The following is a 26,797-nucleotide window of genomic DNA, read 5'->3' as shown; positions in this document are numbered from 1 at the left end:
TAACGTCTCGATAGATCCAAGGCATTGGCTTTGAGCGGACGCTTGCCCGCTAATCCCTGCGCAAGCGCACCACCCGTGCGCCTCATCCAATCGGTCTCACGGATTCGTGAGCAGGCCGGCGGTAACGCAGCCTGCGCGCGGAACGAAGAAGACCATGCGCCTTCGCCTGCAAGGCGAAGCACCTCGAAAGGAGAACTCCGATGTCTGCCAAACATGCCTTCACCACGATCGTTCTTGCTGGCGCGGTATCGACCGCGCTCGCCACCCTCGCCACCGCCGCTCCGCTGACCAAGGCCGAGGCCGATGCGGCCGTCGCCGCCAAGAAGGAAAAATGCTTCGGCGTCGCACTGAAGGGCCAGAACGATTGCGCGGCGGGGCCGGGCACTACCTGCCAGGGCACCTCGACCACCGACTTCCAGGGCAACGCCTGGAAATTCGTGCAGGGCGGCACCTGCGCCAGCATCGAGCTGCCGAACGGCAAAAAGGGCTCGCTCAAGCCGGTCTAACGCGCCGCGTCGCGGCCGCGACAACGAAGGAACAGCGGAGGGAAACCATGACGATGGCAATCGTGCCCAGCGCGTCGGGGACACCACTCCGCTATTCCACCCCGATCGGCGGAATTGCCGGGACGAGCTTCAAGCCCGCGCATCTCGCGGCGATCCTCGCCGCGGGACGCCGGCGCGGCTTCTTCGAGGTCCATGCCGAAAATTACATGGGCGCGGGCGGCCCGCCGCATCGCGCGCTGCTGGCGATCCGCCGCGATCATCCGCTGTCGCTCCATGGCGTGTGCATGTCGATTGGCGGACCGCAGCCGCTCGACAAGGCGCATCTGGCCCGCTTTCGCGGCCTGGTGGCGCGTTACCAACCGGCGCTGGTCTCGGAGCATCTCGCCTGGTCGACGCATGAGACCAGCTTCTTCAATGATCTTCTGCCGCTGCCCTACACTGAGGCGACGCTGCGCTGTGTCTGCGATCATATAGACCAGGTGCAGGAAGCGATCCGGCGTCCGCTGTTGCTGGAGAATCCCTCCACCTACGTCGCCTTCCGGGAATCGTCGATGAGCGAGACAGCATTCATCCGTGCCATCGCGGAGCGCACCGGCTGCGGCCTCCTGCTGGACATCAACAACGTATTCGTGTCCGCAACCAACCACGGATTCTCGGCAATCGAGTACCTTGCGGATTTTCCGCTGTCGCGTGTCGGAGAGATTCACCTGGCAGGCCATGCCGGGCAGGCCGACGACGAAGGCGAACTGCTCTTGATCGACAGCCATGACGGCCCGGTCGCGGATGCCGTGTGGAAGCTCTATGAGATCGTGATCCGGCGCTGTGGTCCGGTGCCCACGCTGATCGAATGGGACAGCAGGATCCCGGACTGGCCCGTCCTGCAGGCGGAAGCCGCCGCCGCACAGGCGATCCTCGATCGCCATCAATCTGCCGCTCCGGCAGGAGGTCGTCATGCAGCCTGAACAGGATCTGTCCTTCGCGGCGGCCTTCGCGCCCGCGCTGCTAGATCCGGAGCGCAGTACGCCTTCGGTCGTGACCGGTCCAAAGCGCAAGGCCGCCGACAAACGCTACAACGTCTACCGCAACAACGTCACCGTCAGCCTGATCGAGGCGCTCGCGGCGATCTATCCGGCGGTGCAGCGCATCACCGGCCCCGACTTCTTCCGGGCCATGGCGCGCTCCCACGTCCGCAGCAGCCCACCCACCTCGCCACTGCTGTTCGAATATGGTCGCGCCTTTCCCGACTTCGTCGCGCGCTACGAGCACGCGCAGACCATGCCCTGGCTCGCCGACGTCGCGCGGATCGAACGGGCGTGGCTCGACGCCTATCATGCGCGCGACGCCGCGCCGCTTTTGCCGGCGCAACTCTCCCGCATCGCCCAGGAGCGGCTGGCCGACGTCGTGTTCATGCCACATCCCGCCGCCCGGATCGTGCGTTCGCAATATTCCGCCGCGACGATCTTTGCCGCCAACCGCGACGGCGCACCGGTTCTGCGCATCGACGCCTCGACGCCGGAAGACGCCTTGATCACACGGCCCGAATTCGACGTCGTCGTGCGACACCTTCCGCCCGGCGGCGCCGTCTTTGCCGCCTGCCTGATGTCCGGCCAGCCGCTCGGCGAGGCGGCAATGGTCGCGCTCGACACATCGGACGGCTTCGACATCGCCGCGAACATCGCTGGCCTGATCGAGGCCGGCGCATTTACCTCGCTCGCTTCCGGAGACGCATCATGATCACGGATCAACGTATGACAACGGCCAGCGGCCTGCCGTCACCCGGGCTGCTCGTCGACAAGGCCAATCATCTGCTGCAGACACTTGCCACCCCGTCGCTCGTCCAGCTCGTGCTGCGCGTGGCGCTGGCCGTGCCGTTCTGGCGCTCGGGCATTCTCAAATGGGGTGGCTTCCTCAGGCTCAACGACACAGCCGTGACGCTGTTCAGCGACGAGTTCATGCTGCATCTGCCGGGCGGGCCTTATCACTTTCCGGCACCGACGGTGATGGCTTTCCTGTCGGGTTGTGGAGAGATCATATTTCCGATTCTGCTGGTGCTGGGACTAGGCACGAGATTCGCTGCGCTCGGGCTATTGTTGATGACGGTGACAGTCGAACTCACGGTGCCCGACGGCTGGCCGGTGCATATCTCATGGGCTGCGATGGCGCTCGGCATCATGGCCTACGGGCCGGGGCGCGCCTCGCTCGACCATCTGATCGGCCGAGCGCTCTCGCCCGCGGCATAGACGCGATCAGTCATCCTTTGCATCCTGCTCAAGCCGCTCGAGGCGAGCGTCTGCGCGTGACGTAGACGCTTTCGTCGGACAGGAAGAACAGCACCGGATTGCATGCCCGGTCAATGCACCCTAGCATCCGCCCGTTCTGCTCGCCGAGCAACGTCTTGTCAGGAGTTAAGGGGATGACCACGTTTGTCCTGGTTCACGGCGCCTGGGGTGGCGCACACGGATTTCGGCATGTGCGACGGCTGCTCCGCGCCAAGCAGCACGACGTGTTTACGCCGAGCCTGACCGGGGTCGGTGAACGCATCCACCTGTCCAGCCCGCAGGTCGGCCTCGGCACGCACATTCGCGACGTCGTCAACCATGTGCTGTACGAGGACCTCGACCGGATCGTCCTGCTCGGCTTCTCCTATGGCGGCTTTGTCGTCACCGGCGCGCTTGAGCACATCGCCGAGCGCGTCGCGCATCTTGTCTATCTGGACGCGTTTGTCCCTCAAAATGGCGAGTCGGTCTCGTCGCATCTCGGGCGCCCGGCTCGCGCCAAGATCGAGCTCGGTCAGGATTGGCTCGTGACGGGCCCTGCGCGCGACTATGACAACCCTGCGGAAGGAGAGTGGATGGCCGCACGGCGGACCACCCATCCGCAGGGCTGCTTCACGGAGCCCGTTTTCCTGTCGCAGCCGCTGGAGTCCTTTCCATTCACTAGGACCTACATCAAGGCAACGCGGGCTCCCGAAAACGACATCGGCAACGATGCGTTCTGGCGCGCTGCCCGGCACGCCAAGGACTCCCCGGCCTGGCGCTACCACGAGATCGCGACCAATCACATGGTTGCCAACAACCGGCCCGAAGAGCTGACGGGGATACTCGCGGATATTGCCTAGCGCGTCCGCGATCAGACGCCCAGCGCCTTCCGGTTGAAGGTCCGCAGAAAGCGCTGCGACAGCGTCCGCAAATTGGCGACGTTGAGGAGCCACGCCGTTCCGGCATAGGCGATGCCGCCCGCGAGGCTCACGATGATGAGCGACAGGAGGCCGGTGCCGGCGACTTGCGAGCGTGCGAGCAGGATCGCGGCGGCCATCGCAGCCGCTGATACGGCGACGCCGGCGAGCCGGTTGAGGTCGAACGGCACGGGATGGGCGCGGTGCATCAGGACAACGGCGACGAGGAGGCCGATCGCCTCGGTCGCGAGCGTCGCGAGCGCCGCCCCGTAGAGACCGTAGCCTGCGACCAGCGCGAACATCAGCAGCACGCTCACGACCAGCGTGAGGAAGGATTGCGCCGAGAGCATGAAGGGCCGCTCTGCGAGCTGGAAGCTGATCTGCACATAGAACTGGTTGGCGATGCCGAAGAAGCGGGCGAGCACCAGCACCGGCAGCAGCGCCGACACGCCGGCGCGGAAATCGACGCCGACGAGCGTGCCTGCAACCTGATCCGCCGCCAGCGCAAGCCAGACGGCAACGGGTGCGACCACGACGAGCAGGAGTTCGAGGCTCTCGGTCAGACGCTCCCGGGTGGCCGCATTGCTCTTCTCCGACAACGACCTGAACACCAGCGGCACCGTCGCCGCGGAGACGCTGGAGGCGATCATGACCATGAACTGCCGCGGCAGATCGGCGGCGACGCCGAAGATGCCGGCCGCGTCCTTGCCGAGCAGGTAGGCGACGATGAGCCGGTCGCAGGTCGAGTAGAGCGCAACCGAGAGGCCAGCGAGCGTCAGCGGCAGGCCGTAGCGCGCCAGTTGCATGAACTGAGAGCGCTGGAAGCGCGCGATCCTAGTGCGATCGCCGACGAGATTCAGGATGATGCCGGTCAGCGATCCCAGGCCGAACGCGGCGAGCAGGCCCATGCCGCCCCAGCCGAGCCAGATGCCGAGCAGGCCAAAGCCGACGCTGGAGATGCTGCGCACGATCGCGATGGCGGCAAACCGGTAAGGGCGCAGTTTGGCGCGCTCGAATTCCTGGCCGACGTCGACCGCATTCGCCATGATCGCGACGAACATGCAGGCAAGCAGCAGTTCGACGCTGACGTCGCTGCGGAACAGGAGGACCAGCGGTGCCGTGGCGCAGAGCACGGCACCCGTCAGCGCAAAGCCGACCATCGCCGTGCCGCGGAAATCCACCTCGGCCGACATCGCCTGATAACGGGACACCGACAATTTGATCCAGGCGAAGAAGACCGCGCCCAGAATGCTGGCGATGCTGATGCCGACGACGTAGACGCCGTACTCGGCCAGGCTCAGAAGCCGCGTGTACGCGGTGATCGCGAAGAAGCCGACCGCGGCGGGCAGCACATAGGCTGCGAGGTAGATCGAGAAATGGCGGTTCAGCATGCGAGCACGGGACCGTTAGCGGCCTTGCGGATTAACGAAACGTTATACAATTGGCGTGGCGATCGGACTGCGCCGCAGCATCGGCAAAGATAGCCACATAAGCCTGCAAATCGGACCGCGAATGGAGCAGCGAAGCGGATTTCGCGCGTTAGCGTTAAATTTGCCCTGTCCCCTGAAGGGACCGGCGCGAGGCCGTCCGGCGACAGTTAACCCAATCGCTGGAAACCCCGGCGTCGCAACCCTCCGCTTGGTACGATGACGCGTTGGTTCCGAAAGGACTGCCGCCACGTGACCAGGCTCGACCGACGCGAATTTCTTTTCGGCGGCGCTGCAACGCTCGCGGCCGGCGCGTCTGCGGCTGCCGCGCCGGCATCCAAGCTTGCCCAGCGCCGCCCGGGCTATGGTGCGGCGGCCACGCTGTGGAATTTGCAGGCCGATCCGCAGTACGGTGAAGCGATCAGCGCCTATTGCACGCAGGTCGTGCCGGAGCTCGAACTGAAATGGCCGACGCTGCGGCCCGATGCACACACCTTCGCCTTCGAGCGCGCCGATGCGATCCTGGATTTTGCCCGGCAGAACGATCTGACGATGCGCGGACACGCGCTCGCCTGGTACCATGACATTCCGGACTGGACCAAGCAGATCAAGGACGCGAAGGGCGTCGAGCGTGCCTTCGTCGATCACATCGCGACCGTCGTCTCCTACTACAAGGACAAGCTGACCTCGTGGGACGTCGTCAACGAACCGATCCCCGACAATCCGAAGAAAGTCACCGACAGACGCGACTCGTTCTGGTCGCAAAATCTCGGTGACCGCTGGATCCCGCTGGCCTTCCGCACGGCGGCCGCCGCCGATCCCTATGTCAAGCTCGCGATCAACGAATACGACATCGAGTCGGCAAAGGACTCTTTCATCGCCAAGCGCGCCGCGTTCCGCAAGCTCATCATGGATCTGCTCGACCAGGGCGTGCCGCTTCACGCCGTCGGGCTCCAGTCGCATCTGCACGCCGAGCTCGAGATCGACACGCATGGGCTTGCCGAATTCGTCACCGAGCTGCGGTCGTGGGGCCTCGAGGTCCTCGTCACCGAGCTCGACGTCAACGACCAGAAGCTGGCGGGAAGCCCGGCCGAGCGCGACGCCATCGTCGCCAAGCGCGTCGATGATCTCCTGACCGCGATCTCGACCAGCGGCCCGGTGCGCTCGATCCTGACCTGGGGAATCTCGGATCGCTACAGCTGGATCAACGGGACGTTCGCCCGCGAGGACAAAAGGCCGAACCGTCCGTTGCCGCTCGACGGCGAGTTCAGGCCAAAGCCTTTCCTGGACGTCATCACCAAATTCACGAACGCCGCCTGAGGCGGACCGATTTCAGCGCGCTCGACGTTTCAAACGGCCATCGCGCCTCACCCATATGCCCGGCGAGGCCGTGGAAACTCACATTCCGAATCAAGCGAGAACAAACCCTATTCCGATGGCAGTCCCTGCGCGAGGCTGCGAAAGCGCAGCGGCGCCAGCGATGATGCCCGCTCCCACCAGTCGGCGACGCGGTCGTCGAGCGCGGTCGTACCGCGGCCCCGGCCGGGAAATATCCGGATCTGCTGGACTGCCTCCGCTTCGAAGCCCCTAGCCTTACGCGTGATCCTGACGACGGCGCCTTCGCGATCCCTTTGCGTCAACGGCACGAGAAGCCGGCCGCGCGGACGAAGCGACTGCAGCCACAACGGCTGCGGATGCGAGAAGCCGGCATGCACGATGATCACGTCCGCGGGGCCGCCGATATCCGCGCATCCGTTGCGATTGATGACATCGACATTGCCGTACGGCGCGAGATAGCCCGCGGCGCGCCGTGCCAGCCGCTCGTCGCATTCGATTGCACGCACCTCGCCTTTCGGGCCCACCATCCTCGACAGCACGGCCGAAAAATATCCGAGCCCGCAGCCAACCTGCACCACGCGCTGCTTCGTACCGACGTCGAGCACGTCGATGAAATGCGTCCACAGGCTCGGCAGGCCGGTGTCGAGCCTGCGGCGCGCATCGATCGCCACCAAAACATTGTCATAGAGATGGACGGGGTCGGCGTCCGGCGTCAGCCGATAGCTGCGCGCCGCCTCGCTCTTGATGCGCCAGGGGCCCTTCGGCAGAAAGTCCTCGCGCGGGACCGCAGCGAGCGCGTCGAGCAGGCGCGGCGACGAAATCTGCTCGCGCCTCGCAATCAGCTCGACGTAACGCGCGCGCGCGGCCGCGAGATCGCTCATTTCGCCGCATCGACATGGTGACGGTGCGCGGATGCATCCGCGCCGAGCTCGTTCACGAGCTGCATCGCCTGCTTCAGGTCCGGCGTGAGGAAACCTTCGCTGAACTTGCCGACGATCGGCGTGAGCAGCAGGGATGCATGTTCGCGCCTGCCGGCGTCCCGCGACAGGCGCGCAAGGCTGACGGCGGTCCGAAGCTCCCAGGACAGCGCGCCCTGCTTGCGCGCGGTCTCCAGCGAAAGACCAAATAGATCCTCCGCCTCCTGGAGCGAAGCCGCGCTGCCGTCCGACAGGGTGATCTCGCCCTGCAGGCGATAGACCTCGGCGAGATAGGAGTGATCGCCGGTCCGTCTTGCGGTCGCCAGCGCACCGTCGAGAGCACGCAAGGCCGCATCACGCAGGCCGACCTTGGCATAGGCTTCCGCGAGCAGGCAGCGGAACCAGCAGCCCGCGAGCCAGGAGTCCATCGCCTCATACTCGTCGAGACCGAAGCGCATTTGGCTGAGGCCTTCGTCGGCCTCGCCGAGCTGGGTCAGCGCCCAGCCGCGCAGGATCGCAGCCTGCTGCTTCCAGTGCAGGAAGTTGTGCTCGGTCGCGATGATCATGGCGCGGTTGGCGTGATCGCGCGTACCCTCGACGTCGCGCAAGTGCTGGCAGAGATAGGCGCCGAACACGAGCGCGAAGGCGAGCGTGAAGGGATGACGGATCTTCTCGGCATTCGCGATCGCCTGCTCGCTGTGCTGGCGCGCCGCGTCGGGCCGGCCGAGAAACCACAGGAGGTAGCCGAGATAGGACAGCGAGACCACGCCGGGATCGGTGCCATGCCGCTCCATCAGGTCGGAATGCAGATCGGGGCTGTAGAGGTTGATGCAGCGGTGCAGGTGATGCTGTGCGGCGGCAAAGCGGCCGCGATAGAGCATGGTCATCGCGATGGCGCGGTGTGCCTCGATGAGATAGCCGGTCTGCTGCGCCGGATGCGCCCGCTCGTTCAGCCGCTCGCGCTTGGCGAATTTCAACAATTCGACGCTGAGATCATGCGCGCGCGTGAGGTCGGCCCGGATGAAATGGCAGACCCAGAGCCCGCGGGTGGCCGCGAAGGCCTTCTCCTCGTCGTCGAGCTGCTGGCCGAGTTCCAGCGCTCGGATGTAGTTCTCCTCGACCTCCTGCACGGCATAGCCCTTGGCGGCGATCAGCGCGTTGCCGAGCGCGATGCGCAGCTCGAGCTCCATCTCGTCGGCGCCCTGCATGCGCGGATTGGCCTGAACGACGCCGAGGCCGCGACGCAGATGGCCGATCGCCTCCAGATTGGCACCGCTCTTCGCCGCCCGCTTGCCGGCCTTGAGCCAGAAACTGGCGGCGCCCTCGCTCTGCCCGGACTCGGTCAGATGATGGGCAAGAAGCTCCGGCTCGCGCTCGGTCTTCTCCGGATACATCTCGGCGAGCACCTGAGCGATCCGCGAATGCAGCTTGCGCCGTTCGCTGTGCAACAGGCTCGCATGCGCCGCATTCTGGATCATCACGTGCTTGAAGGAGTAGAGCGCATCCGGCGGATGCCCGCGGCGCACGATCAGCCCCGCCCCTTCCAGATGATTGAGCGCGGCCTCGATCTGCTCAGCCGGCGTGTTGGCGACCGCGTGAAGCGTCTCGTAGGAGAACTCGCGACCGATGGTGGCGCCGATCTGCGCGATCCGCTTGAACGGCCCCATGCGATCGAGCCGCGCCATCAGCGAGTCCGTCAGCGTCGCCGGGATCGCGAGCTGGCGCCATGGCCCCGACAGCACGTAGCGGCCGTGTCGCTCGGTCAGCACGTTGGATTCGAGAACGGTCTTGGTCAGCTCTTCCAGAAACAGCGGCACGCCGTCGGTCTTGACGATGATCTCCTCGATGACCTCCTTGGGAAGCTCCCGGCCGGCGACGCGCTCGACCATGGTCGCGCGCAACTGCCGGCTCAGGCGGTTCAGCACCAGCGTGGTGATGTGCGAATGCGCGTTCCAGCTCGGCTGGAATTCCGAGCGCGCCGTGATGATGACGAGGATCGGCCGATTCTGCGCGCGGTCGACCAGGAGATCGACGACCTCGCGGGAGGTCGGATCGATCCAATGCAGGTCCTCGAGGGCGATCACCAGCGGCATGTCGCGCGAGAGCCCCAGGAGATGGTTGACCAGCGCCGCGACGGTCGCGTCCTTCTGCTGCTGCGGCGACAGATCGAGCGGCGGATAGCGGTCTCCCGTCGGAATCGACAGCAGTGCGGCGAGCAGCGGCGTCACCTGCTCGACATCGCCATGGGCGGCGGCGATCGCAGTCTCCAGGTTCGTCAATGTCGCGGCAGACGCGTCCTCACGGTCGAGGCCGAGGGAGAATTTGAGCTGCTCGATAAAGGGATAAAACGCCGTCGAGGTGTGATAGGGCGAGCACTGGAACGAGACGTGCCCGTGCCGGTCGCCCGCGATCCGCTCGAAGATTTCCTGCACGATGCGCGACTTGCCGATGCCGGGCTCGCCGAACTTGACCACGACCTGGCCGTCACCCTCCTTGACCTGCAGCCAGCGCCCCGTGAGCAGCGCGATCTCCTCCTCGCGATTGACGAGCGGGGTCAACCGCGTGCCCATCGCGGCGGCAAAACGAGTTTCCACCCGCGAGGCACGCACCACGTGCCAGGCCTGGGCCTTCTCCGGGATGCCCTTCAGCGCATGGACGCCGAGATTGCGGTAATCGAATTTCCCCTTCAGCAGCGATTGCGTCGAGGAGGAGATCACGACGCCATTCGGCGGCGCCAGACCTTGCAGGCGCGCAGCGAGATTGACGGTTTCTCCGACCGCGGAGTCGCGCTCCTCGGTGCCCTGGCCCACGAGATCGCCGACCACGACGAGGCCGGTCGCGATCCCGATGCGGACGGCGGGTGCGTGGCTGAGCGCGCCGCGCGGCTCGATCGCGCGCGCGGTCGACAGCACCCGCACGATCTCCAGTCCAGCGCGCACCGAGCGCTCCGCGTCGTCCTCATGCGCGGTCGGATAGCCAAAATAGACCAGGATACCGTCGCCGACGAAGCGGGCGGCATAGCCTTCGTAATGCTTCACGACGCGGACGCAGGTCTCGCGGAAGCTCGCGATCATGTCGCGCACGTCTTCCGGATCGAACTGGGCCGAGAGCGAGGTGGAATCCACCATGTCGCAGAACATGGTGGTGAGCTGACGCCGTTCGGCGCCGGCTTCGGCCCGGGCCTGAGGGCGCGCCACCGCAACCGGCTTCTCCGCCGTCTCGGCCCGAAATAGCGCCGTCATGGCCCGCTGCAGCCGCTTGCGATCGCCAAGCGGCAGTCCGAGTTCGACCAGATCGGCCTCGGTCAGGTCGCCCATGACGTCGAGATCGAGGCGATGCTGCACGAAAAGATCGTTGTAATGGCCGAGACCGACGCCTTCGAGCCAACGCTTCAAGCCGCCTTCTGCTCCCGTACTCGGCTCTGTCTCCAGCATGGTGATTTCTGCCCGACTATCACTCCGTCGAAGGGCTTTATGGCCCCTCAACCACAGATTTTGGGGCCCAAACTTCACCTCAGACTGGACGCGTTCCCTAAGTTCTTGGAAGAATAGCCCAATCAGACCAAAAAGGAATGGAATTGTCGGAGGTTGCACACCCGGCGCCGGACCGATCGGCCAGCACGCTGGCCGAAACGAGAGGCTTTGCGCATATCGGCGGCCTTCTCGAGCTCTACGCCCGGCAGACGCCGGCCGCACCCGCTTTGCTCGCGCCCGACCGGCCACCGCTTAACTACGGCGAGCTCGGCACGCGGATCCTGCATCTGGTCCGCACGCTGCGTGGGCTTGGTATCGCGCCTGCCGACCGCATCGCCGTTGCGTCGCCGCGCGGCGCCGACAGCGCGCTGGCGCTGATCGCGGTCGCAACGGCCTGCGCCTGCGTGCCTGTCAATCCCGATCTGACCGCGGATGAGCTGCAGCGTTACTTCAGCGAATTGAATCTGACGGCGCTCGTCACGCGGTCCGACATGAACTCGCCAAGTCGTGATGTCGCCAAGGCGCTCGGCATCGCGGTGATCGACTTCGTGCCGGGCCCGGCGGACAATCTCGGCGGCTGCGAGCTTGCCGGCCCGACCGTCGGCCCGCCCAGTAGCAGCGGCGTCTCACGCGCCGACGACGATGCGTTCATCTTGCTGACCTCCGGCACGGCGGCGCGGCCGAAAATGGTACCGCTGACACATCGCAATGTGTGCCTCTCCGCCGACAATGCCGGCCGCGTGCTGACGCTCACCGCGCACGACCGCCTGCTGAACGTACTGCCGCTGTTTCATGCACATGGGCTGATCTCCGGCCTTTTGACCGCGCTCGCTGCAGGCTCCAGCGTGATCTGCACCAACGGCTTCGACGCCGCGTCCTTCTTCGGCTGGATACGGGCGCTGCAGCCGACCTGGTACACGGCGGTGCCGACGATTCACCGCGCGCTGCTGACGGCGGCGGAAGCGGACCCGGACCGCGCGCGGTCGTCATCGCTGCGCGTGATCCGCTCCGCCTCGGCTTCGCTCGCGCCGGCGATCCTCGAAGGGCTGGAGGCAACCTTTGGCGTTCCCGTGCTCGAGACCTACGGCATGACGGAAGCCGCCTCGCAGATCGCGGCCAATCCGTTCGAGCTGCGCAAGATCGGCTCGGTCGGCCGTGCCGCGGGCCCCGAGATCGCGATCATGGACGAGGCCGGCCGCGCATGTGCAAGCGGCGTGCGTGGCGAGATCATGCTGCGCGGCGCGAACATGACGCGCGGCTATTACAATGACGAGGGGGCCACAACGGCCGCCTTCCGCAATGGCTGGTTTCGGACCGGCGATCTCGGCTACCTCGACGGCGATGGCTATCTCTTCATCGTCGGCCGCATCAAGGACGTCATCAACCGCGGCGGACAGAAGGTCTCGCCGCTCGAAGTGGAAGAGGTCCTGCTGAGCCATCCGGCGGTGCTGGAGGCCGGCGTCTTCGCCATTCCGCATCCCAAGCTCGGCGAGAACGTCGCGGCTGTGGTGGTGCTGCGGCCGGAGGCGGACGCCACGCCGGATCAGCTCCGCCAGTTCGCGCGAAAACGGCTCGCAGCCTACAAGGTGCCGAGCCTGATCCGCAGCGTGGCGGCGCTGCCGAAGGGCGCCAGCGGCAAGGTCAAGCGCAACGCGCTGGCTGGGCTGATCGCGACTGTCGACGATGGCGATGAGACACGGCTGCCGCGCAATGCGCTGGAAACCCAGCTTGCGGAGATCTGGGCTGGTCTCCTCGAGCTTCCGCAGGTCGGCATCGACCAGGACGTCTTCGCGCTCGGGGCGGATTCGCTTGCGGTGACGCAGATGCGCTCGCGCCTGCACGAACGCTTCAACGTCGATTTCTCATTCGAGGACATTTTTGATTGCGCCACCGTGGCAGCGCTTGCGGCCCGGCTCGAAACCGCCGCCACTCGCCGCGAGACGACGCTACCGACATGGCACCGTGCCGCGGACGACCACGCGCTGCTGTCGTTCCAGCAGCAGCGGATGTACCTGCTCTCGCGGCTCGATCCGACGCACTACAACTATAATGTGGTGGAAATCGCGCAACTGACTGGCCAGATCAACGCCGCGGCACTTGAGGCGAGCCTTGCCGCGATCTGCCAACGCCATGAGGTGCTGCGCTCGGTGTTCGCCGAACGCCACGGGGAATCCGTGCAGCGCGTGGTTAGCTCGGCGCCGCGTCTCGAACGGACCAAGCTCAGGCCTTGCGCGGCAGACAAGCGGATCGCGGCGATCAGGCGCGAGGCACTCCAGCTCGCGCAGTATCAATTCGATCTCGCGCGTGAGCCGCCGTTAAGAGTCACCCTGCTCTCCTTCGACAAGTCCAGCCACGCGCTGGTGGTCAATGTCCATCACCTCGTCACCGACGGCTGGTCACAACGATTGTTCTGGGAAGAGCTTGCCGCGCATTATTCCGCTGCGCGCAAGGGCGGCGTAGCGGCGCTGCCCGCGCCCGCCTTCCAGTACCGCGACTTCGCGCTCTGGCAGCAGAGATGGGCGCGGTCGCCGGCCGCGAACGAGCAGCTCGATTATTGGCGGGCCCAGCTCGACGGCGTCACCACGCTGCCGCTGCGGACCGACCGGCCGCGTCCCCAGGTCTGGAGCGGTCACGGCGCGCGTCACTATCTCGACCTCTCCAAAGCCCTGTCGGCCGATCTGCGATCCCTGAGCCAGCATCAGGGCGTCACATCCTTCATGACGCTGCTCGCGGCCTTCCAGTGCCTGTTGTTTCGCTACACCGGGCACGAGGACGTGGCGACCGGCTCGCTGATCGCCAACCGCAACCAGATCGAAAGCGAGTGCCTGATCGGGCTGTTCGCCAACACGCTGATCCTGCGCAACGATTTTGGCGGCGATCCGACTTTCGGCGAACTGTTGCGACGCGTTCGCCAGGTCACGCTGGATGCCTACCGCAACCAGGACCTTCCGATCGAGGAAGTGTTGCGGGCGTTGCAGATCGCGCGAAGGAGCGACGGAAATCCGCTGTTCCGGATCATGTTCATCCTCCAGAACGCATCGATCGAGGCCGCGCGGATGCCTGGCCTGTCGACCCGCCGCCTCGAGGTCGACCCGAAGGTCGCGCGCTTCGACATTACGCTCGAACTGGTCGAGGCCCACGGCCGCTTCACCGGCTTCTTCGAATACGCCACCGACCTGTTCGACGCCGACACGATCGCGGAGATGGCCGCGCAGTTCAAAACCCTGCTCAAATCCGTCATCGCCAATCCGGAGCAGCGCATCTCATGCCTGCCGCTGCTGACGGCGGCCGACCGCCGGCGGTTGCTGGCGATGGGCCATGGCGTTGCGGCGAATTTCGCAAGCCACGGCAATCTGTGCGAACGTTTCGAGCGGCAGGCCAAGCGGACGCCGAACGCCGTGGCCGTGTCCGACGGGCGCGTATCGCTCAGCTATCGCGAGCTGGCCCGCAAGAGCCAGGCGGCTGCACGCTGGCTTGCGCGCGAAGGCGTCGGCGCGGAGACGGTGGTTGCGCTGCTTGCGCAGCGCGGACCGGATTTGCTCGCAGCGATGATCGCCGTGCAGCGGGTGGGCGCCGCGTTCCTGAATCTCGATCCCGAGCAGCCGCCGTCGCGGCTCGCGACGATCCTGGGATCGAGCGGTGCCGGCATGCTGCTGACGGCGTGCGACCAGTCCGCCACGGTCGAAGTGCTGCTCGAGCCGCTGGTCGAACGAATCCGGGTGGCCGACCTCCAAGATGCGCTTGCGTTGGGATCGACGAAGCCGGCTCGTCCAGTGCAGCGTTCACCCGCGAGTCTGGCCTATCTCATCTATACGTCCGGCTCGTCCGGCGCGCCCAAGGGCGTCATGATCGAGCAGCGAGGGCTGTCGAACCATCTGGCGTCCCTCATTGCCGAACTTGGCCTGTCGGCCAAGGACGTGATCGCGCAGACCGCGCCGCAGAGTTTTGTCATCTCGGTCTGGCAGTTCCTGGCCGGCCCCATGGTCGGCGCGCGCGTCCATGTCTGCGGCAACGAGATCGCGCAGGATCCGATTCTGCTCGCGCGGGAGATCGAGCGCGAGCGGATCACGGTGCTAGAGATCGTTCCCTCGCTCTTGCGCGTCATCGTCGAGCGGATGGATGAAGCTTCCATCCTGCGCGCCTTCTCGAAGCTGCGACTGCTGATCTCGACCGGGGAGCCGCTGCCCGTCGATCTCTGCCGCGCCTGGTTCGCCCGCTGTCCGAAGGTGCCGCTGATCAATGCCTACGGCGCGTCGGAAAGCTCCGACGACGTTTCTCTGCATCGCCTGACCGGCGCCCCAGCGGGCGCGACGACCAGCGTCCCCGTCGGCGCTCCGCTGCCCAACACCCAGCTCTATGTGCTCGATCCGAACCTCGAGCCGCAGCCGGTCGGCGTGGTCGGCGAGCTCTGCATCGGCGGCGCCGGCGTCGGCCGCAGTTACATCAACGATCCGGCGCAGAGCAAAGCGCGCTTCCTGCCCGATCCGTTCGCGCGCCGGGCCGGCGCACGGCTGTACCGGACCGGCGATCTCGCCCGCCGCCGCGCCGACGGCACGATCGAGTGCCTGGGCCGCGCCGACCATCAGGTCAAGGTTCGCGGCTATCGTATCGAGCTCAAGGAGGTCGAGAATGCGCTCAGCGAACATCCAGCCGTGCGCACCGGCATCGTCGAGCCGCGCCGTGACGGAAGCGGCGACGCCAGGCTGATCGCCCACATCGTCGCCAAGGCAGGCACGCCGATCAGCGCCAACGAGCTACGCGATTTCCTGAAAGGCTGGTTGCCGAGCCACGCCGTTCCGTCGGCATTCCTGTTCCTGGAGCAGGTGCCGCTCAACGCCCATGGCAAGATCGACCGCTCCGCCTTGCTGGCGCCGACACTGCAGGAAACGTCCGGGACGAAAGCGGCCGTGCCGGCGCGACGGTTCACCGAGAAGGTTCTATCCGACATCTGGATCGACCTGCTGAAGGTCGACACCCTCGGCGTCACCGATAATTTCTTCGATCTCGGCGGTCATTCGCTGTTGGCGGGCCAGGCGATGGCACGCGTCGCCCGTGCGCTCGGCGTTTCGCTGCCGATCAAGACGATCTTCGAAGCGCCGACAATCGAAGAGCTTGCCCGGCGCGTCGACGAGGCCGTGACGACGAAACCGCTCAAGCCCGACGCAAACGTCCCAAGGTTCGCCGAAAGCGGTCCTCCCACGCTGTCGATCGCGCAGGACCAGATGATACGGATCGAGCAGAACCTGCCGGGTCTGCCGATGTTCAACCTGCCCTTCGCGCTCCATCTGCAGGGCCCACTCGATGCCACCGCCCTGGCGCAGGCGATCGACGATGTCGTGCGCCGCCACGAATCGCTGCGGACGGCGTTCGGCTGGAGCGGCGATGAGCCCGTCAGCCGCATCGCCGCCCCCGGCACGCTCGGCCCGGTCCTGACCGTCGAGACCATCGGCGACGGACGGCCACACAACAACAAGCGGCGCAAGGCCCTCGAGCTCAGGAAGATCGAGCTCCTGACGGAACAGGAAACCTTTACCCCGATCGACATCACGCGCGCGCCGCTGCTCCGGGCGCGGTTGTTGCGGCTCCACGCCGACGATCACGTGCTGCTGCTGACGCTGCATCACGCCATTGCCGACGGATGGTCGCTCGGCGTGCTGTTCGACGAGCTTTCCAATCGCCATGCGGCCCTCGCCGGACATCCGTCCGTACCGCTGCCGAAAGTGCCGCTGGCCTTTTCGGACGTCGCGCGCTGGCAACGGTGGTGGTGCAACACGGAAGCGGCGCGCCGGCAAGCCCGCGAATGGGCGGAGAATTTGCGCGGCGCGGTCCCCGTGTTCGACGGCGAAGCACGCCCGGGCGTGTCTGCCGGCCACCATCCGGTCAGCCTGGAGCCCGAGTTGATCGCGCGGCTCACCGCGTTCGCCGGCCAGCAGACCGGCACGCTGTTCATGGCTCTCCTCACGGGATTGAAGGCCCTGCTGCTGGCGCGGACCGGGCGCACCGACATCTCGGTCGCCACCGCCATGGCGAATCGCACCCAGCCGGACACCGACGGGATCGTCGGCCCGTTCGAGAACACGGTGATCGTCCGCACCCGAATCACGCCGGAGCTGTCGTTCGCGCAAGCCTTCGCACGGGTGCGCCGGAGCGTGCTCGACGCGCATGCGCGGCAGGAGCTGCCGTTCAACATCCTAGCCGACCGTCTGCTGCAGGAGGGAATCGATCCGGCCTCGCTGATCCAGGTCTATTTCACGCTGCAAAATCCGCTGCGCAAACCGCTCGATCTGCCTCAAATCACCGTCCGATCGATCGGAAACGTCGCGCGCGAGGGCCAGCCGGTGCTGCCAATCGACCAGACCTTTCTGTCGCTGATGCTCAAGGAACGGCCGACCGGCATCACCGGATCATGCAACTACAAGAGCGAGCTGCTCGACGGACGGATGATTGGCGAATGGATGGAAGATCTCGTCACGCTGCTGGCAGAGGCGGTCACGCAGCCCGACGCGCCGCTCGGACGATTGCGCAGTCGCAGGGCGGCGTGAGAGGTCGCCTTCGCATGCTGGAGCGAAAAACCACTCACCCGCCAAAGCTGTGAATGCCCAAGTTGCATCTTGATTATTTGGCGCTGTCGCGCAACATTATTCCCGCGTTTTGATTTGGACTTTGGACTATCTATTTTCAAACCGGGGGAGTGCGTTATGGGTTTCATCAAATTTACCAAGGGCACCTCGCTGAGCGACAAGGATCGCAAGTCGCTGCAAAAACTGCTGACGGACGAGAAGAAGAAGCTTCAAGCCGCGCTGAAGGACGTCGACGCCAGCCTTTCGATGCTGGGCGGCAAGAAGAAGGCCAAGAAGAAGCGGTAGGACCCGTCGGCACGGACGCCTACGACCTTCGGATAAGGGCCGCTCGCCTGCGAGCTGGGGTCTCGCACAAGCTTGCGCCCGTAAACCGGCCAGCGGAATCGTCAAGAATTTGCCTGGGTGGACCGTTAGAAGCGGTCCGCTCAGTTGATTCTTGCGTCCCAGCCGGAGATTTGAGCCTCCGCCTGACGCCAAGGGCCCAATTGATTGATGGCAGACGACACAATTGACCTGTTTGTCGGACTGATCGAGACCATCGATACGCCGGGGGCGGTCGATGCGTACCGGCAATTTCTGTCGGCCAACGAACGCGCGCGGGCCGATCGCTTCATGTTCGAGCGGCATCGACGGCAATACATCTTCGCGCACGCGATGTTGCGCCTGGCGTTGTCGCACGTTGCGCCCAATGTTGCGCCTTCGGATTGGTCCTTCGATACCGGCCGCTACGGGCGGCCCTTTGTCGCATCGCCCGCGACCGCCCTGCATTTCAGCCTGTCCCATGCCGACGGCTGCGTCGCCTGCGTGGTCTCGAGACACGAGGCCGTCGGCATCGACGTCGAGACCGTGTCACGGCGTGTCGCGCCGCTGTCGACGGCGCTGCGATTCTTCGCCCCCGAAGAGGTCGAGACGCTGCGCGGATTGCCGGAGCCCGACGCCACCCAGCGCTTCTTCGACTATTGGACGCTGAAGGAAGCCTATCTGAAGGCCAGGGGTTTCGGGCTCAACCTGCCGCTCGACGGATTTGCGATGCAGGTGTCGCAGAAGGCGATCGAGATCAGCTTCAAGCCCGATATCGCCGACGATCCCGATGGCTGGCGCTTTTCGCTCAGCTCGCCCTCGCCCTCGCACCGCCTGGCGATCGCCGACGGCTCCCGGACGGCCGGCGGTCTTCCGATCAGCCGTCACGCCTGGCCGCTCCAGGACGCGGCCGAATGACCGGCCAGCGACTTCGCGTCTTTCCGGCCATCTCGCGCAATCGCGATCCCAAGAAATATGTCGGCGAATTGATGCGGGTGGCGCAATTCGCCGACCGTAATGGCTTTGCGGGCATCCTGCTGTTCGAAGGCAACGACGTGTTCGTCGAGCCCTGGGCGATGGCCCAGCACATCATGGGGCAGACGTCGCGAAGCTCGCCGCTGATCGCCGTCAATCCGGTCTACATGCATCCGTTCACGGCGGCAAAATTCGTCTCGTCCTTCGCGCAGCTGTATGGCCGCAAGGTCTATCTCAACATGATCACGGGGACGGCGGTCAGCGACCTGCAGGCGCTCGGCGACGAGCAATCGCATGCCGACCGCTACGACAGGCTCGGCGAATTCGTCGCGTTGATGCGCCAGCTCCTGGAAAGCTCGCGCCCGGTCAATTTCGACGGTCGGTTCTATCGCGCGAGCAATTTGCAGCTTCGTCCGCGCCTGCCAACTGAGCTGATGCCGGAATTCTTGATCGCCGGCCAGTCGGAGGCGGCGCAGCGCGTGGCAAGGGACACCGGCTGCATCAAGATGCAGATGCTGCCGCCTGATCTCGATCGCGGCCTCAACGCACCCGGAATGAATTTCGGCATCTTCGCCCGTGAGACCCGCGACACGGCGCGGCAGGCGGCGAAGGCCCGCTTCCGTGATAATCCCGATGATCGCGAGCTGCTCTCGCTCACGATGGAGAACACCGACTCCACGTGGAAGCGTCGTCTCTATGAGGGCCAGAGCGGCGAGCTCCAGGAGAACGGCTACTGGCTGTTGCCGTTCCTGACTTTCCAGGCCGACTGCCCCTATCTCGTCGGCAGCCATGCCGAGATCGGCGCGCGGCTGAAGGATTTCGCGGCGCAGGGCCTGACCACGATCATGCTCGACATGGTCGCCGACGAGACCGAGATGCAGCACGTCCGCAAGGCGCTCGCGGCGAGCGGGATGTTTTAGAGTCTTCTCCCTCTCCCCGCTTGCGGGGAGAGGGTTGGGGTGAGGGGGACTCTCTGCGGGGACGGTGACAGTTAGATTCGGGGAGACTCCCCCTCACCCGGAATTTGCTCTCGCAAATTCCGGCCTCTCCCCGCAGGCGGGGAGAGGCGAAGGATCGGCGCAAGCGGGGAGAGGCGAAGAACGGCCTCATCGTGCCTCCTCAAATCCCGCCAGCACCGAGGTCAAATTGGCGCCGAGGATGTCGGAGAGATAGCCGCCCTCCTGCACGAACACAGTCGGCAAGCCCATCCGCGCGATGGCCTGGCCGATGCGGCAGAAGCCGGGCGTGGTGACGGCGAGGCCGCGAAGCGGATCGTGCTCGGAGGCGTCGAGGCCGAGCGCGATGACGAGCGCGCCGGGCGCGAAGGACTCGATCGCCTTGCGCGCCAGATCCATCGCCTGGATATAGCCGTCATCGCCGGTGCCGATGGCCAAGGGGATGTTGAGATTGGTGCCGAGGCCCGCTCCTTCGCCGCGCTCATGCGCATAGCCCCACACGAAGGGATAATAGTCGGTCGGATCGGCATGGATCGATATCGTGTAGACATCAGGTCGCGCGTAGAAAATTCCCTGCGTGCCGTTGCCGTGGTGGACGTCGACATCGAGGATCACGACGCGCTCATGCTTGAGCCGCAGATGCGCGGCCGCGATCGCGCTGTTGTTGAGGAAGCAGAAGCCGCCGGCCATATCGCGATAGGCGTGATGACCGGGCGGACGGCAGAGCGCGTAGGTCGCGTCCTCGCCGTCCATCACCATCTGCGCCGCGGTGACCGCGACGTCGGTCGCTGCGCAGGCCGCGGCCCAGGTACCGGGGCCGATCGGCGCTGCCGTATCGGCGGTGTGCCAGCCGAGCTTGCCGACGATGTGGGTGGGATAGGTCGCGGCTTGGCGGACCGGATGGATGTTGCCGATCATCTCCGGACCGGAATCGCCGAGTGCGGTCCAGGCGTCCCAGGCTTCGCTCAGGAACGACAGGTACTCCGGGCTGTGAATGCGCGCACGCGGCCCCTGCCCGAACTTTGTCGGCTCGACCAGTTGATGCTTGCCGTCATTCAGGCCCTTCAGCAGGCGGTCGGCGCGCTCGGGCTGCTCAGTGGTGCGCTTGACGACGCCGCGGACCAGGAAGAATTGCGGATCATGGCTGCGATGCAGCTCGGTATGGACGGCCTTCACTCAAACACTCCGGGTCGCATGCGCTTTGATGGTGCCATAGATGTCTTGATCCCTGTGGCGACAACATGCAAGCAAGAAGAATGCCGACCCTCGCCGCACCGTTCTGCGGATTTGTCAGTGCACCGAGCATGATGACACTGGGCTCGACTGTTGCCATGAGGAAGGTGCGCCCCCTCTCCCGCTTGCGGGGGAGGGCGGGGTGGGGGTGTCGCCACAATCGAGACTCCCGATGTGGAGGAAGCCCCCACCCGGCGCTTCGCGCCGACCTCCCCCGCAAGCGCAGGGCGATCGCATATGAATGAGAGTTTGGCGGACAGCCTCCTTGCGGCCCATCCTTCGAGACGCCCGCTTTGCGCGGGCTCCTCAGGATGAGGTCTTGATTTGTGGCGAAATGTTAGACCCTCATGGTGAGGAGCGCCGCCTCACGGCGCGTCTCGAACCATGAAGGCCGAGCACGTTCCAGCCTGTAACGACCATATGCGATAGCCCTGCCCGCAAGCGGGAGAGGTTGAACGAGCCCGCCGGCTCAGCAGCGCCCGCGCTGGAGGCAATGTTCGCGGCCCTGCTGATCGGTGCGGAAGGACTCGATGAAGCCTCCCTGGCGCTGCGTGACGAAAACGGTCTTGCCGTCGCTGCCCCCGAAGGCGAGATTGGTCGGCTCCTTGCCTCTCAGCGCGATCTCGCGCTCGACCGCGCCATTGGGCTTCATCAACGCGACCGTACCCTTGAGAATCCGTGCGATATAGAGCCGGCCGGTGACGTCGGTGCGCAGGCCGTCGATCGAGTCAGGCTGGAATGCTTTCACGAGCTTCGCATCGGTAAGCTGGTTGCCGCTGACGGCGTACGACCAGACCTGGCCGCTGTTGGATTCGCCGACATAGAGCGTCTTGCCATCCGGGCTGAGATCGATGCCGTTGGTCGTGCCCATCGCGCGCGGCGCTACCATGATCTGTCCCTGCACCGAGCCGTCTGCCGCTTTCGCGATGCGCCAGATGTGACCCTCTCGCCCCTTCCAGTTCGGATCGCTCGCATAAATGGTGCCGTCGCGGGCGATGGTGATGTCGTTGGGCTGATTCATCTCGTCGGAGTGAAACCAGACGGCGGGCTCGGTGTTGCCTTTCGGAATCGCGAGAACGTTGTGCTTCTTGTAGTCCGCAATGAACATCGTACCGTTGCGATCGAAGCGGATGGCATTGCCGACGCTGCCGTCGGGAAGCACGACGAAAGGCACCGAGGCGGCGCCGCCCGCAGGCAGTTTGCCGATGGTGCCGGGCTTGCCGAAGTTGACGACGAAGAGATTGCCGTCGAGATCGGCGGCGGGTCCTTCGATACCAAACGTGTATTCGCCGGCTGGCGTCACCTGCGCACTTTCGAACAGCTTCGTTTCGGCGCTGGCCGACGACGCCGCGATGACGAGAAGGATGCTACTGCACAGGCACCAGAGATTCCTGCCGGATGTAATAGCCATCGTCGTCGGTACACTCGCCGTTCAGATAGGGATCGGCCGGCCGGAAGAACCGGCTGAAGCCGGGTTTGTCTACAGCGCTCCTTTGTGTCACGACGACGACATTGGCGGCCGGTATTTCGCCGCATTCCTGGTTCGTTTTGCTGAAGAACTTGCGCTGCGGCGAGCCAGACTTGATCCGCATCCGCGCTCCCGGAACCATCCGCGCAACCAGCAAGTCCGCGGTATCAAGCAGGCGCGCATAGCCCGGCTCCGTCCTCGCGAGGTTCTCGCCGCCCGGCGGCATCAGCTTCTCGGCGCCCAGGCCGCGCAGCCGTGTGCGCAGCTTGCCGGAGTCGGGATCACCCGGGTAGATCCAGCCGTCCTGCGACAGCATGAACCGCAGCACGGCCCCGTCCTTGTCCGCGTCCGATTGCCCTGCCTTCAGACCGAAATCGGAATGGCAACCGACACAGTGCTTTTCGACCAGACCCTTGCGCAGCGTGGTGAGGCGGTCGCGGTTCTGCGCGTCCCTCGCCACGAACGCCGCGAGCTGATCGATCTGGGCCTGACTGCGCATATCGCAGGGCAGCGGCTGCGGCGCTTCGCCGGCGGCGCGGTCAATCCGGATCACTGTCTGGTTCTTGTCCTCGACCAACCAGATCGCACCGTCCTCGGCGACAGTCATGCCGACGGGCGCGCCTTGCGGCCGCGTACCGTTGACCCGATGCCAGCCCGCGATCAGCTGCTCGAACGGCGCGGCAGCGACCTCGCCGGTGTCGGTCTGGAAGCTTCGCGTCGCCTCGGCCGCGCAGCTGACGTGATAGCGCACCGGCGCCGGACTCGGCTTGGGGAAGCCATGATCATCGACGTCGTAGATGAGGACGCGGCTGCCGGTCGGGCGATAGCCGTGCAGTCCGACAACCAGCTTGCCCTCCAGCTCCGGAAATTTTGCGCCGTGATAATAGAGCATGGCCAGCGGCGCGCCGTGCGGCGGCATCAGCGAGAGCGGTGCCTTGTAGAGCGCATTGCCGGTGCAGAGCGCCTTGTAGGGCCCGGACTGCAGCACGGCTTTGAATTCCGGGCTCGGCGTCGACAGATCGTAGCAATACGGCCAGCCATAGTGCTTGCCCGGCTCGATCGCGTTGATCTCCTCGTTCGGCTTGAAGATATCGGGCAGGTCGCGGCCGTTCTCGCCCTGCAGAAAGGCATAGCCGGTATCGGGGAAGCTCGGGTGCAGCGCCAGCGCCATCGAGTTGCGCAGACCCCGCGCATAGACCTGATGCGCCGGATTCGGATCGTTCGGCTTCAACGCCGGAAAAATGCCGCCCGCAGGCGGCGTGAACAGCCAGATCGCGGCCATGGCGTCGGCCCCTTCGGTGGCCGCGCAAGGCCGGTTGATCGGCGCCGGCGTGATACAGTCGTCGCTGTGCGACCCGATATTGACGAACAGGCGCCCGTTCTTGTCGAAGACAAACTGCTTGAGCGGATGCGCGCTCTCGTCGAGCTTCGTGCCATCAGGCAGCGTGATCCGGCGGCCCGGCAAATGACGGATGATGGTCTCGACCGTGCCGCGCGGATTGTCCGCGAGCGGATCGACCCTGAAGATCGTCTCGGCGGACGAGGCGTAGAGCTTCTTGTCCGGGCCGATTACGAGGCCGAACGGGTATTCGATCGCCGTCAGGAGTTCCTTGAACCGCTTGCCTGCCGGAGCGCGCGGATCGAGCAGCAGCAGCCGTCCATCGGTATGGCCCCAGCCGCCCATGTCGGCGACCACGAACAGGTCGTGGCCGGGCACCTGGATGATCGAGCGCGGAAATTTCAGATGATCGTCCTCGCTGGCGACAAGGCCGGCGCAGAACCCGCCCTTCATGTCGAGCTGGATCCGGGGAAAGGCGAGATCGCCGCTGCCGCACGTTTCCGCGCCGATCGCATAGCCGCTCTTCCTGACCGGCTCGGACCACGCTGCCGAGGCGAGGCCGAGCAGGACTGTGAAGGCAGCCGCCATCAAGCGCCGGCTTCGACGTCCGCACCGTAATGTGAAGTGGTTCACCCAACCCTCCCCCGACTTTCGTCGAATCGAGCCTTCCACGCCGCCCGTGCGCCGTCCAGTTGATCATCACCCCCCTGTGATCAAACCCACCGAGGCCGAGATAGCGACCAATATCCGTAGATTCCCTTACCGGGCTTGGCCCGAATGTTTTTCGGCTTTTTCTGATGGTATCGATTTGCCATCCAAATCGCTTTCTACAGGAGGCGTATATGGTTCAGGTCTATTTTCACTGCTCCAATACTGACGGCACGCTGATCGATCGCTGCGGCACCGCCGTCGCCAACCTGACCGAGGCGCGCGATCGCGCCACCCAGATCATGCAGTCGATGATCCTGACGCCCGGCGCTGAGGACTGGCGCGACTGGGTGATCCACGTCAGCGACGACGACGGCGAGGAGATTTTCGATCTCCCCTTCACATCGATGCTCGGCAAGCCGCATTGAGGTGATGCCATGCTGTTCGCTTCATTGAGCCTGCTCTGCCAGCCCCTGAACTTCGTTGCCACCAAGTGGCAAAGGTTGATTAAAATCGCAGGCAATCCCTACCGCCCCGAGCTTCACTACATGCGCGGGCCTGGCCCGAAATGGCACGCCAAGCATCAGGCCCGCCGTCGCGACGGCGCGCTGTAGGAGCTGCAGCTTCGACGCTTCCTGACTGACTTCCCCAAACTCGTCATGCCCGGGCTCGTCCCGGGCATCTTTGTCTTCACCGCCCGGTGAGCTTTGCCTTGCGCATCTCGCCTGTTTCACACCAGCCATGTCGCTCCTGCCTATGGATGTTCTCGCTATCGGCAATGTGCCATTGTCGTTTTGCTTCGCCAATTGCGGAGCTAAGACGTCAACGCAACGAAGCAAGACACCTGGGACACAAGACGACATCATGCCTCACCAGTTCAGCCTCGCCCAAAACATCCGCAAACCCGCCGTCAGGGCCAAGGGCGGCATCGTCGCCGCGCAGTCGCGCCGCGCGGCGGAAGTGGGCGCAGAGGTGCTGGCGGCGGGCGGCGACTGTGTCGATGCGATCGTCGCGACCACCTTCGTGCTGAACGTACTGGAACCCTGGATGAGCGGCATGGGCGGCGGCGGCGCGATGGTGCTCTTCCGCGCCAAGGAAAATCGCTATGAGGTGATCGACTACGGCATGCGCGCGCCGCAGAGCCTGCGCGTCGCCGACTATCCGCTCACCGGCCAGGGCGCGGCCTCCGACCTGTTCCCCTGGCCGCGGGTGAAGGACGATCGCAACATTCACGGCCCCGGCTCGATCGCAGTGCCCGGCGTCGTCGCCGGCATGGAGGAGGCGCATCGCCGCCACGCCAAGCTGCCGTGGAAGGATCTGCTGGCGCCGGCCGCGAAGCTCGCCGACGAAGGGCTGCTGGTCGACTGGTGGACGACGCTGATGATCGCGAGCACTGCCGCCGATCTGCGGCGCTATCCGGCCAGCGCGGAAGCCTTTTTGAAGGACGGCCTGCCGCCGAATGCGCCGTGGGGTATCAAGGCCGAGACGCGGCTGCCGCAGGACAAGTTGAAGGCCACGCTGTCGCATCTTGCCGAGGCCGGCGCGCGCGACTTCTACCAGGGCGACCTCGCCAAAAGCATCGCATCCGACATCAAGGCCGACGGCGGCTCGCTGTCGGCCGAGGACCTCGCCGCATTCCGCGCTCATCTGCGCGAGCCGCTGGCGATCCCCTATCGTGGCGGCAAGGTCTTTGCGACGCCGGAGCTGACGGCCGGGCCGACGATGGCGCATGCGCTGCGCCTGCTGCAGCAGAATCTGAAGCCGGGCGGTACACCCGATGCGGCGACCTACGCCGAATATACGCTCGCTTTGCAATCGGCCTATCGCGAGCGGCTCGGAGACATGGGCGATGCCGACGGCAAGCGCTCGCTCGGCGCGGAATATCTGGCGCCGTCCTGCACCACGCACTTCTCCGTGGTCGACCGCCACGGCAACATGGCCGCGGTGACGCAGACGCTGCTCTCCACCTTCGGCTCGAAATACGTGACGCCGCACACCGGCATCACCATGAACAACGGCATCATGTGGTTCGACCCGACGCCGGGCACGACCAACTCGCTTGCACCGGGCAAGCGCTGCCTGACCAACTACACCCCCGTCATCGCCGAGACCCAGGACAGCAAGCGCCTCGCGGTCGGCGCCTCCGGCGGCCGCCGCATCCTGCCGGCGGTGATGCAGCTCGTCTCCTTCGCGATGGACTTCGGCATGGATCTCGACGCCGCGATCCACCAGCCACGCATCGATGCCAGCGAAGGCGCAGTCGTGATCGGCGACGCCCGCCTGCAGGCGGACGCGCGCAAGGCGCTCGCGGCGCGCTTCGACTATGAGGAGACGCAGGTGCAGGCGCTGCCGATGAAATTCGCCTGCCCGAGCGTGGTAATGCGCGAGGGCGATACCAATTCCGGCGCGGTCGAGATCTTCCAGCCCTGGGCCGATGCGGTGGCCGAAGGCTGATCGTCAC

General features: G+C 65.4%; 19 protein-coding genes. 13 read left to right on the top strand and 6 right to left on the bottom strand.

Annotated features, from left to right (window positions below):
• Nucleotides 1–200: 200 nt before the first annotated feature.
• The 5 genes from K289_RS0117745 to K289_RS0117725 all read left to right on the top strand — a co-directional run bounded on the left by K289_RS0117745 (nt 201) and on the right by K289_RS0117725 (nt 3,624).
• On the top strand, nt 201–506 hold the full coding sequence (locus tag K289_RS0117745; protein WP_027552772.1) for a DUF2282 domain-containing protein: 306 nt from the start codon (nt 201–203) through the stop codon (nt 504–506).
• A 47-nt stretch (nt 507–553) separates the two neighbouring features.
• Nucleotides 554–1,468 (top strand): DUF692 domain-containing protein, encoded by a 915-nt coding sequence (locus K289_RS0117740; protein WP_027552771.1) that lies wholly within the window; start codon nt 554–556, stop codon nt 1,466–1,468.
• Nucleotides 1,458–2,240, top strand: coding sequence for a DNA-binding domain-containing protein (locus tag K289_RS0117735; protein ID WP_027552770.1), 783 nt, complete (start codon nt 1,458–1,460; stop codon nt 2,238–2,240). The genes K289_RS0117740 and K289_RS0117735 overlap by 11 nt, the downstream gene beginning before the upstream one ends.
• Nucleotides 2,237–2,746 (top strand): DoxX family protein, encoded by a 510-nt coding sequence (locus tag K289_RS0117730; RefSeq protein ID WP_027552769.1) that lies wholly within the window; start codon nt 2,237–2,239, stop codon nt 2,744–2,746. The genes K289_RS0117735 and K289_RS0117730 overlap by 4 nt, the downstream gene beginning before the upstream one ends.
• A 173-nt stretch (nt 2,747–2,919) precedes the next feature.
• On the top strand, nt 2,920–3,624 hold the full coding sequence (locus K289_RS0117725) for an alpha/beta hydrolase family protein (RefSeq protein WP_027552768.1): 705 nt from the start codon (nt 2,920–2,922) through the stop codon (nt 3,622–3,624).
• Nucleotides 3,625–3,635: 11 nt separating this feature from the next.
• Here K289_RS0117725 and K289_RS0117720 read toward each other — a convergent pair whose 3' ends face one another.
• Nucleotides 3,636–5,072, bottom strand: a complete 1,437-nt coding sequence (locus K289_RS0117720) for a lipopolysaccharide biosynthesis protein (RefSeq protein ID WP_027552767.1) — start codon at nt 5,070–5,072, stop codon at nt 3,636–3,638.
• A gap of 288 nt (nt 5,073–5,360) precedes the next feature.
• Between K289_RS0117720 and K289_RS0117715 the strand changes: the two genes are divergently transcribed.
• Nucleotides 5,361–6,428 carry an endo-1,4-beta-xylanase gene (locus tag K289_RS0117715; protein WP_027552766.1) on the top strand — a complete coding sequence of 356 codons (1,068 nt, stop codon included), beginning with the start codon at nt 5,361–5,363 and terminating at the stop codon, nt 6,426–6,428.
• Between the two features lie 107 nt (nt 6,429–6,535).
• On the opposite strand, the gene K289_RS0117710 is transcribed toward K289_RS0117715, so the two are convergent.
• Together K289_RS0117710 and K289_RS0117705 are read right to left on the bottom strand one after the other, a co-directional pair.
• Nucleotides 6,536–7,327 (bottom strand): protein-L-isoaspartate O-methyltransferase, encoded by a 792-nt coding sequence (locus K289_RS0117710; protein ID WP_027552765.1) that lies wholly within the window; start codon nt 7,325–7,327, stop codon nt 6,536–6,538.
• A complete protein-coding gene (locus K289_RS0117705; RefSeq protein WP_027552764.1) occupies nt 7,324–10,797 on the bottom strand; it encodes an AAA family ATPase in 3,474 nt (1,157 codons plus the stop codon). Before K289_RS0117705 ends, K289_RS0117710 begins: the two co-directional genes overlap by 4 nt.
• A 137-nt stretch (nt 10,798–10,934) precedes the next feature.
• Between K289_RS0117705 and K289_RS0117700 the strand changes: the two genes are divergently transcribed.
• The 4 genes from K289_RS0117700 to K289_RS0117685 all read left to right on the top strand — a co-directional run bounded on the left by K289_RS0117700 (nt 10,935) and on the right by K289_RS0117685 (nt 19,612).
• Nucleotides 10,935–17,378, top strand: coding sequence for a non-ribosomal peptide synthetase (locus K289_RS0117700; RefSeq protein ID WP_027552763.1), 6,444 nt, complete (start codon nt 10,935–10,937; stop codon nt 17,376–17,378).
• A gap of 156 nt (nt 17,379–17,534) precedes the next feature.
• Nucleotides 17,535–17,702, top strand: coding sequence for a hypothetical protein (locus tag K289_RS51610; RefSeq protein ID WP_198024727.1), 168 nt, complete (start codon nt 17,535–17,537; stop codon nt 17,700–17,702).
• A gap of 207 nt (nt 17,703–17,909) precedes the next feature.
• The gene (locus K289_RS0117690) at nt 17,910–18,635 is read left to right on the top strand and encodes a 4'-phosphopantetheinyl transferase superfamily protein (RefSeq protein ID WP_027552762.1); all 726 of its coding nucleotides are present in this window, start codon (nt 17,910–17,912) and stop codon (nt 18,633–18,635) included.
• Nucleotides 18,632–19,612 (top strand): LLM class flavin-dependent oxidoreductase, encoded by a 981-nt coding sequence (locus K289_RS0117685; protein WP_027552761.1) that lies wholly within the window; start codon nt 18,632–18,634, stop codon nt 19,610–19,612. The genes K289_RS0117690 and K289_RS0117685 overlap by 4 nt, the downstream gene beginning before the upstream one ends.
• Nucleotides 19,613–19,798: 186 nt before the next feature.
• Here the strand turns inward: K289_RS0117685 and K289_RS0117680 are convergent, their stop codons facing one another.
• The 3 genes from K289_RS0117680 to K289_RS0117670 form a co-directional block, all read right to left on the bottom strand.
• Nucleotides 19,799–20,824, bottom strand: a complete 1,026-nt coding sequence (locus tag K289_RS0117680) for a histone deacetylase family protein (RefSeq protein WP_027552760.1) — start codon at nt 20,822–20,824, stop codon at nt 19,799–19,801.
• A gap of 526 nt (nt 20,825–21,350) precedes the next feature.
• Nucleotides 21,351–22,292: an SMP-30/gluconolactonase/LRE family protein gene (locus tag K289_RS0117675; RefSeq protein ID WP_027552759.1), complete on the bottom strand. Its 942-nt coding sequence runs from the start codon at nt 22,290–22,292 to the stop codon at nt 21,351–21,353.
• A complete protein-coding gene (locus tag K289_RS0117670) occupies nt 22,249–24,276 on the bottom strand; it encodes a sorbosone dehydrogenase family protein (RefSeq protein WP_198024726.1) in 2,028 nt (675 codons plus the stop codon). The genes K289_RS0117675 and K289_RS0117670 overlap by 44 nt, the downstream gene beginning before the upstream one ends.
• Before the next feature lie 254 nt (nt 24,277–24,530).
• On the opposite strand from K289_RS0117670, the gene K289_RS0117665 reads away from it, so the two are divergent.
• From K289_RS0117665 to K289_RS0117655, 3 genes are all read left to right on the top strand, one after another.
• A complete protein-coding gene (locus K289_RS0117665; RefSeq protein ID WP_027552757.1) occupies nt 24,531–24,764 on the top strand; it encodes a hypothetical protein in 234 nt (77 codons plus the stop codon).
• A gap of 9 nt (nt 24,765–24,773) precedes the next feature.
• Nucleotides 24,774–24,950, top strand: a complete 177-nt coding sequence (locus K289_RS51605; RefSeq protein WP_198024725.1) for a hypothetical protein — start codon at nt 24,774–24,776, stop codon at nt 24,948–24,950.
• Between the two features lie 250 nt (nt 24,951–25,200).
• Nucleotides 25,201–26,790 carry a gamma-glutamyltransferase gene (locus K289_RS0117655; protein WP_027552755.1) on the top strand — a complete coding sequence of 530 codons (1,590 nt, stop codon included), beginning with the start codon at nt 25,201–25,203 and terminating at the stop codon, nt 26,788–26,790.
• The last annotated feature ends 7 nt before the right edge of the window (nt 26,791–26,797 follow it).

The organism is Bradyrhizobium sp. Cp5.3, from assembly GCF_000426265.1.
Taxonomy (GTDB): Bacteria; Pseudomonadota; Alphaproteobacteria; order Rhizobiales; family Xanthobacteraceae; genus Bradyrhizobium; species Bradyrhizobium neotropicale.
This window is presented reverse-complemented; position numbering and strand designations above follow the sequence as displayed.